This window comes from Psychrobacter sp. (assembly GCF_035469765.1).
Lineage (GTDB): Bacteria > Pseudomonadota > Gammaproteobacteria > Pseudomonadales > Moraxellaceae > Psychrobacter.
The window spans coordinates 1-4,920 of record NZ_DATIRM010000143.1 but is presented as its reverse complement, the minus strand read 5'-3'; the positions used below and the strand labels follow the sequence as shown (position 1 = coordinate 4,920).

The following is a 4,920-nucleotide window of genomic DNA, read 5'->3' as shown; positions in this document are numbered from 1 at the left end:
TGTTTTGTATTTTAGCTACACGTTTAATCCTGAATATTAGATGAAGCTTAAAGTCATTGCTTCAATTATTTTTCTAGGCATTCACAGTTTAATTCACTATCGTTTAGGCTTTCAATAAAGAGATTGTTGTTAGCTAATTATTTTACAACTGACAGAAACGGGCGTTACTTTTTATAATAAAGGCGTTACTATAAGCGCAATATCACTGTACACTTTGGGTCGGTTTTGATCCTCGTTTATGCTTTTATCTTATCTTTGAACAATAAAAACGGATTATCTACATGAAGCGTTCTACGTTGTCTCACTCTTTGCTTAATATCATTTTGGTGTTTATCGAATCGGCGCTGACCCTGCTGTTACGTTTAGATCCAGAACTTCGTAAAGCCACTTATCCACTTGCTAAACAAGGTACTGTCGTTGCGCTTAGGTTGTATCTACCGCATGTAGAAATATTCGCCACCTTTAGTACCAAAGGCGTATTATTAGATGACAGGCTACCTATCGGGCGTAGTGAACCTGACGTAGTAATTAATGCTTATAGCCTGCAGGTGATTAATGCTATCACCACTCATGACAGTGAAACGACTGAAAAGCTGCAAATGCGCGGTGAAACGGTACAAGTGCAGCTGGTTAAGCAATTTATCATGCAACTTGGTTTGGGCAGTTTGATTCAAGGCTTAATTAAAAAAATAAAAGGTGGTAAAAGTAAGCCTAGGCCGACTGAAGCTGAAAAGGCAGATAAAAAAGAGAGCTATAAGCTACGGATTAAAGAGCAGCAAATCGAAATTACCACTTTGACCATCAAAAACCGTGAGCTTGAAACTGCTGTCAAAGAACTGCAAAGCAAGCAAAAAACCTTTATGACTACGACAATAATCGCCGCCATCATTGCTATTGCTGCCATCATTGCGCTATTTGTGATGAATTAATGCTTTCTCAATAATATACACTCAGATAGCTTGCTTAAAGTTAAGTATGAGTACTCATATCGTTTGATATGACAGATCGTCTATCAAACGCTTTTTTGTCTTATTGCCTACCATTGTTTTTATCAATCATCGTCATTAATATCACTAACCATTCAACCACACTTTAATCTTGACTAAATTACTCGGGATTGAGTATAATTACCTTATCGTTGCACACATCGGGTAAACCATCTGTTGTTTAATAACGATAAGACACACTTAGTTGATAGATGACTTTGTTTATTAGCAGCATAGCTCTTTATATGTGACTGGCTGCCTTTTAATCATCTGACAAAGCTAAGATCGTTGTTAAATAAACTTATCATTACAAAGTTTGGAGATAACACATGCGTTTGACTACTCGAGGCAGATATGCCGTGACCGCTTTACTAGATTTGGCATTACAAACCAGCCAACAAGACAGTGCGGTGTCTTTATCTGACATTGCTAAGCGACAATCGATTTCTATCTCTTATCTTGAACAGTTATTCTCAAAACTTCGTAAACGTGGTTTGGTTACCAGTATTCGTGGTGCATCTGGCGGTTACTATCTAGCAAAGCCGCTTGATCAGATTGACGTGATGAGTATCATCTCTGCTGTCGATGAATCGGTTAATGCCATGCAGTGCGAAGGACGCGGCGACTGCCAAGGTGGTACAATGTGCCTGACCCATGATTTGTGGTGTGCATTATCAAATCATGTAGAGCAGTACTTGAAAAATATAACATTAGCGCAATTATTAAACATGGAGCACGTGCAGTCTGTATCAGACCGTCAGCACAGCGATGTTCTAAAAGATATTTCTATAAAAGACATTAACACTATTACTTTATCGACCAGCGAGGCAAACCCAGCATGAGCCAACATAACAACCTTATATATTTAGATTATGCCGCCACTACGCCAGTTGCTAAGTCAGTCGCTGCCAAGATGAGCGAATATCTGACGGTAGATGGCATCTTTGGTAACCCAGCATCACGCTCACATGGCTACGGCTGGCAAGCGGAAGAAGCAGTAGAAACGGCTCGTCAGCAAGTTGCTGAAGTCATCAATGCTGATCCTCGCGAAATCGTCTTTACTTCTGGTGCGACAGAATCTGATAACTTAGCCATTAAAGGCGCAGCTCATTTTTATCAGTCTCGCGGTAAGCATATTATTACCAGTAAGATTGAACATAAAGCCGTATTAGATACTTGCCGTGAGCTTGAGCAAGAAGGTTTTGAGATTACCTATCTTGAGCCACAGCCAAGCACTGGTATGATTTTACCAGAGCAAGTGAAAGCTGCTTTACGTGAAGATACGATTCTAGTATCACTCATGATGGTGAATAACGAGCTTGGTACGATTACTGATGTCGCAGCCATTGGTGAAATCACGCGTGAAGCGGGTGTTGTTTTCCATGTTGATAGTGCACAATCTGTCGGTAAAGTACTTATCAATCTTGCAGAGATGAAAATTGACCTAATGAGTTTCTCAGGTCATAAAGCTTATGGTCCTAAAGGTATTGGTGCTCTATTCGTTAGTCGTAAGCCACGTATTCGCCTAAAAGCGGAGCAGCATGGCGGTGGTCATGAGCGCGGCATGCGTTCAGGTACTTTACCGACTCACCAAATCGTTGGTTTGGGCGCAGCATTTGAGTTAGCCAATGAGCGCTATCAAGAAGACCATGCCCATGCGGCAAAATTACGCCAAAAACTGTGGGATGGTCTACAAGATATCGAAGAGATTTATCTAAACGGTGATTTAGAGAATAGTGTACCTAATATTGTAAATATCAGCTTTAACTTTGTTGAAGGCGAATCACTAATGATGTCGCTAAAAGACTTAGCCGTCTCATCAGGTTCAGCTTGTACTTCAGCGACTCTTGAGCCATCTTATGTGCTGCGCGCTATTGGTCGCCCAGACGAGTTGGCACATAGCTCAATCCGCTTTAGTTTCGGGCGTTATACGACTGAAGAAGATATCGATACGGTTATCACCCAGATGCATCAAGCCGTTGATAAATTACGTGCCCTATCGCCACTTTGGGATATGTACCAAGAAGGTGTTGATTTAGATTCAGTAGAATGGTCTGAGCATTGATATTTATCCTAAGATTTATGATGTAAAACAATAATAGCGTGAGCGATATTTTATTCATGAAAAGTATGTTTTGAATATAAAAATATTGCCATAGCCGATGAATCAGACAATTATATATTAAGTGTTTGACCCCAATTATCGATGAGCCAGTAACCCATTAACAACGACAGTCATTAAATGACGGCTCATCATCTAACCAGGAGAAAACCCCATGGCCTATAGTGACCAAGTTATTGATCATTACGAAAATCCACGCAACGTTGGCAATCTTGATAAAAATGCCAAAAACGTCGGCACTGGTATGGTCGGTGCACCAGCCTGTGGTGATGTCATGCGTTTACAAATCCAAGTCGATGATAACGGTATTATCGAAGATGCACGCTTCAAAACTTACGGTTGTGGTTCAGCCATTGCGTCAAGCTCGCTCGTTACTGAGTGGCTAAAAGGCAAAAGCTTGGATCAAGCTGGTGAAATTAAGAATAGTCACATTGCTGAAGAATTAGCATTACCACCAGTAAAAGTGCATTGCTCAGTCCTTGCAGAAGATGCTATCAAAGCGGCTATCAGTGATTATAAAGGCAAGCATACTCCTGCTTAAGCTTAGCCGTCGTTAAAACAACTAGCTATATTAAGTAGTATATAAGCAGTTTAATATATAGTATTTAGCAACTTGTTCTCTGTATAAAAGCGCAAGCTGCTGAAAAGCGGCTAACGCCAAGGAGGTGACAATGACGCTTATGTAATTGTCACCTTTTTATTTATTTCATTACTTATTTTGAATTTTTATCTCTATTATTGATAGTCAATGGGAGTTGGCATGATTGAAATGACAGAACGCGCCGCTCAACATGTGAGTGAGTTTTTGGACAATCGCGGTAAAGGCGAAGGCATACGAGTGGGTATTCGTACGGCAGGATGTTCAGGCTTAGCTTATGTATTAGAGTTCGTCGATATCCCTGACGAAAATGACACCCGTTATGAGAGCCTTGGTGTCAGTATTTTTATTGACCCTAAAAGCTTGGTATATCTCGATGGTTTGTTAATGGATTATGAAAAAGAAGGTCTCAATGAAGGCTTTAAATTCAGCAATCCCAACCAAAAAGGTGAGTGTGGCTGCGGTGAGTCCTTTACGGTATAACCGTTTTTATTAGACAAAATAAAAGCCCTTAAAATAATAAATAAAATAAAGGCAGACGATATGATAGATAGCATATTAGAACCACAGTTTGATAACTTTTTTGCCTTATTTGAGCAGCCTGTGCAGTTTGATATTGTACAAGACAGTTTAGATCAGCGTTTACGTCTTTTGCAAAAACGCTATCATCCTGATAATGTCGCAAAAAATGTAGCTAATACTGCAAAAGCACAGCAGCAGTCTGAGCAAGCGTCCGCACTTATTAATCAGGGCTATCAAACCTTGAGTGCGCCTGATACTCGAGCCAGCTATTTGCTACATATGGCAGGTCAAGCACAAAACCTAGAGCACTCCATCGCAGATTTGGACTTTTTAGAAGATGCTATGGAAATGCGTATGGATTTGGACGACGCTATTGGTGATCAAGACATAGCAACGCTAAAGCAGCTGCATCCACAGATTACAGAACGTCTAACAAAACAGTCAGCAAGCTTTACAAGCGCTTATGAGATTCAAGACTGGCAAACCGCTATTGATTCGACCCAAAAGTTGAAGTTTTTGGTAAAGTTAAATGCTGACGTCGTGACAGCCATTGATGGAATCTCAGCGGCTACACATTTAGATGACGATGATTTATATGTGTAATTGATTCGCTTATTAATAGCCTTATTATTAAATACAATAATAACGGCTAAAATTTATAATGTGTTTCAGAACTTTTAAAAATCTACGCT

The 4,920-nt window shown here is 40.0% G+C and carries 6 protein-coding genes; all 6 read left to right on the top strand.

What is annotated here, in order from left to right; all coding sequences use genetic code 11:
- Positions 1–281 precede the first annotated feature (281 nt).
- The 6 genes from VLN09_RS04095 to hscB all read left to right on the top strand — a co-directional run bounded on the left by VLN09_RS04095 (position 282) and on the right by hscB (position 4,831).
- Entirely contained in the window at positions 282–929 is a 648-nt protein-coding gene (locus VLN09_RS04095; protein WP_325243942.1) for a hypothetical protein, read from the top strand.
- Positions 930–1,315: 386 nt separating this feature from the next.
- Positions 1,316–1,828, top strand: coding sequence for an Rrf2 family transcriptional regulator (locus VLN09_RS04090; protein WP_325243940.1), 513 nt, complete (start codon positions 1,316–1,318; stop codon positions 1,826–1,828).
- Positions 1,825–3,051, top strand: coding sequence for an IscS subfamily cysteine desulfurase (locus VLN09_RS04085; protein ID WP_325243938.1), 1,227 nt, complete (start codon positions 1,825–1,827; stop codon positions 3,049–3,051). The genes VLN09_RS04090 and VLN09_RS04085 overlap by 4 nt, the downstream gene beginning before the upstream one ends.
- Positions 3,052–3,262: 211 nt before the next feature.
- Positions 3,263–3,649 (top strand): Fe-S cluster assembly scaffold IscU, encoded by a 387-nt coding sequence (iscU, locus tag VLN09_RS04080; protein ID WP_325243936.1) that lies wholly within the window; start codon positions 3,263–3,265, stop codon positions 3,647–3,649.
- Positions 3,650–3,868: 219 nt separating this feature from the next.
- Complete coding sequence (iscA, locus tag VLN09_RS04075) at positions 3,869–4,189, top strand: iron-sulfur cluster assembly protein IscA (protein ID WP_325243933.1); 321 nt, start codon at positions 3,869–3,871, stop codon at positions 4,187–4,189.
- Between the two features lie 60 nt (positions 4,190–4,249).
- Complete coding sequence (gene hscB / locus VLN09_RS04070) at positions 4,250–4,831, top strand: Fe-S protein assembly co-chaperone HscB (RefSeq protein WP_325243931.1); 582 nt, start codon at positions 4,250–4,252, stop codon at positions 4,829–4,831.
- Positions 4,832–4,920: the final 89 nt, after the last annotated feature.

What these genes read in the sequence shown, in the direction of transcription:
- iscA (WP_325243933.1), top strand. Translation starts at nt 3,869, where the DNA reads ATGATTGAAATGACAGAACGCGCCGCTCAACATGTGAGTGAGTTTTTG.
- iscU (WP_325243936.1), top strand. Translation starts at nt 3,263, where the DNA reads ATGGCCTATAGTGACCAAGTTATTGATCATTACGAAAATCCACGCAAC.
- hscB (WP_325243931.1), top strand. Translation starts at nt 4,250, where the DNA reads ATGATAGATAGCATATTAGAACCACAGTTTGATAACTTTTTTGCCTTA.
- VLN09_RS04095 (WP_325243942.1), top strand. Translation starts at nt 282, where the DNA reads ATGAAGCGTTCTACGTTGTCTCACTCTTTGCTTAATATCATTTTGGTG.
- VLN09_RS04085 (WP_325243938.1), top strand. Translation starts at nt 1,825, where the DNA reads ATGAGCCAACATAACAACCTTATATATTTAGATTATGCCGCCACTACG.
- VLN09_RS04090 (WP_325243940.1), top strand. Translation starts at nt 1,316, where the DNA reads ATGCGTTTGACTACTCGAGGCAGATATGCCGTGACCGCTTTACTAGAT.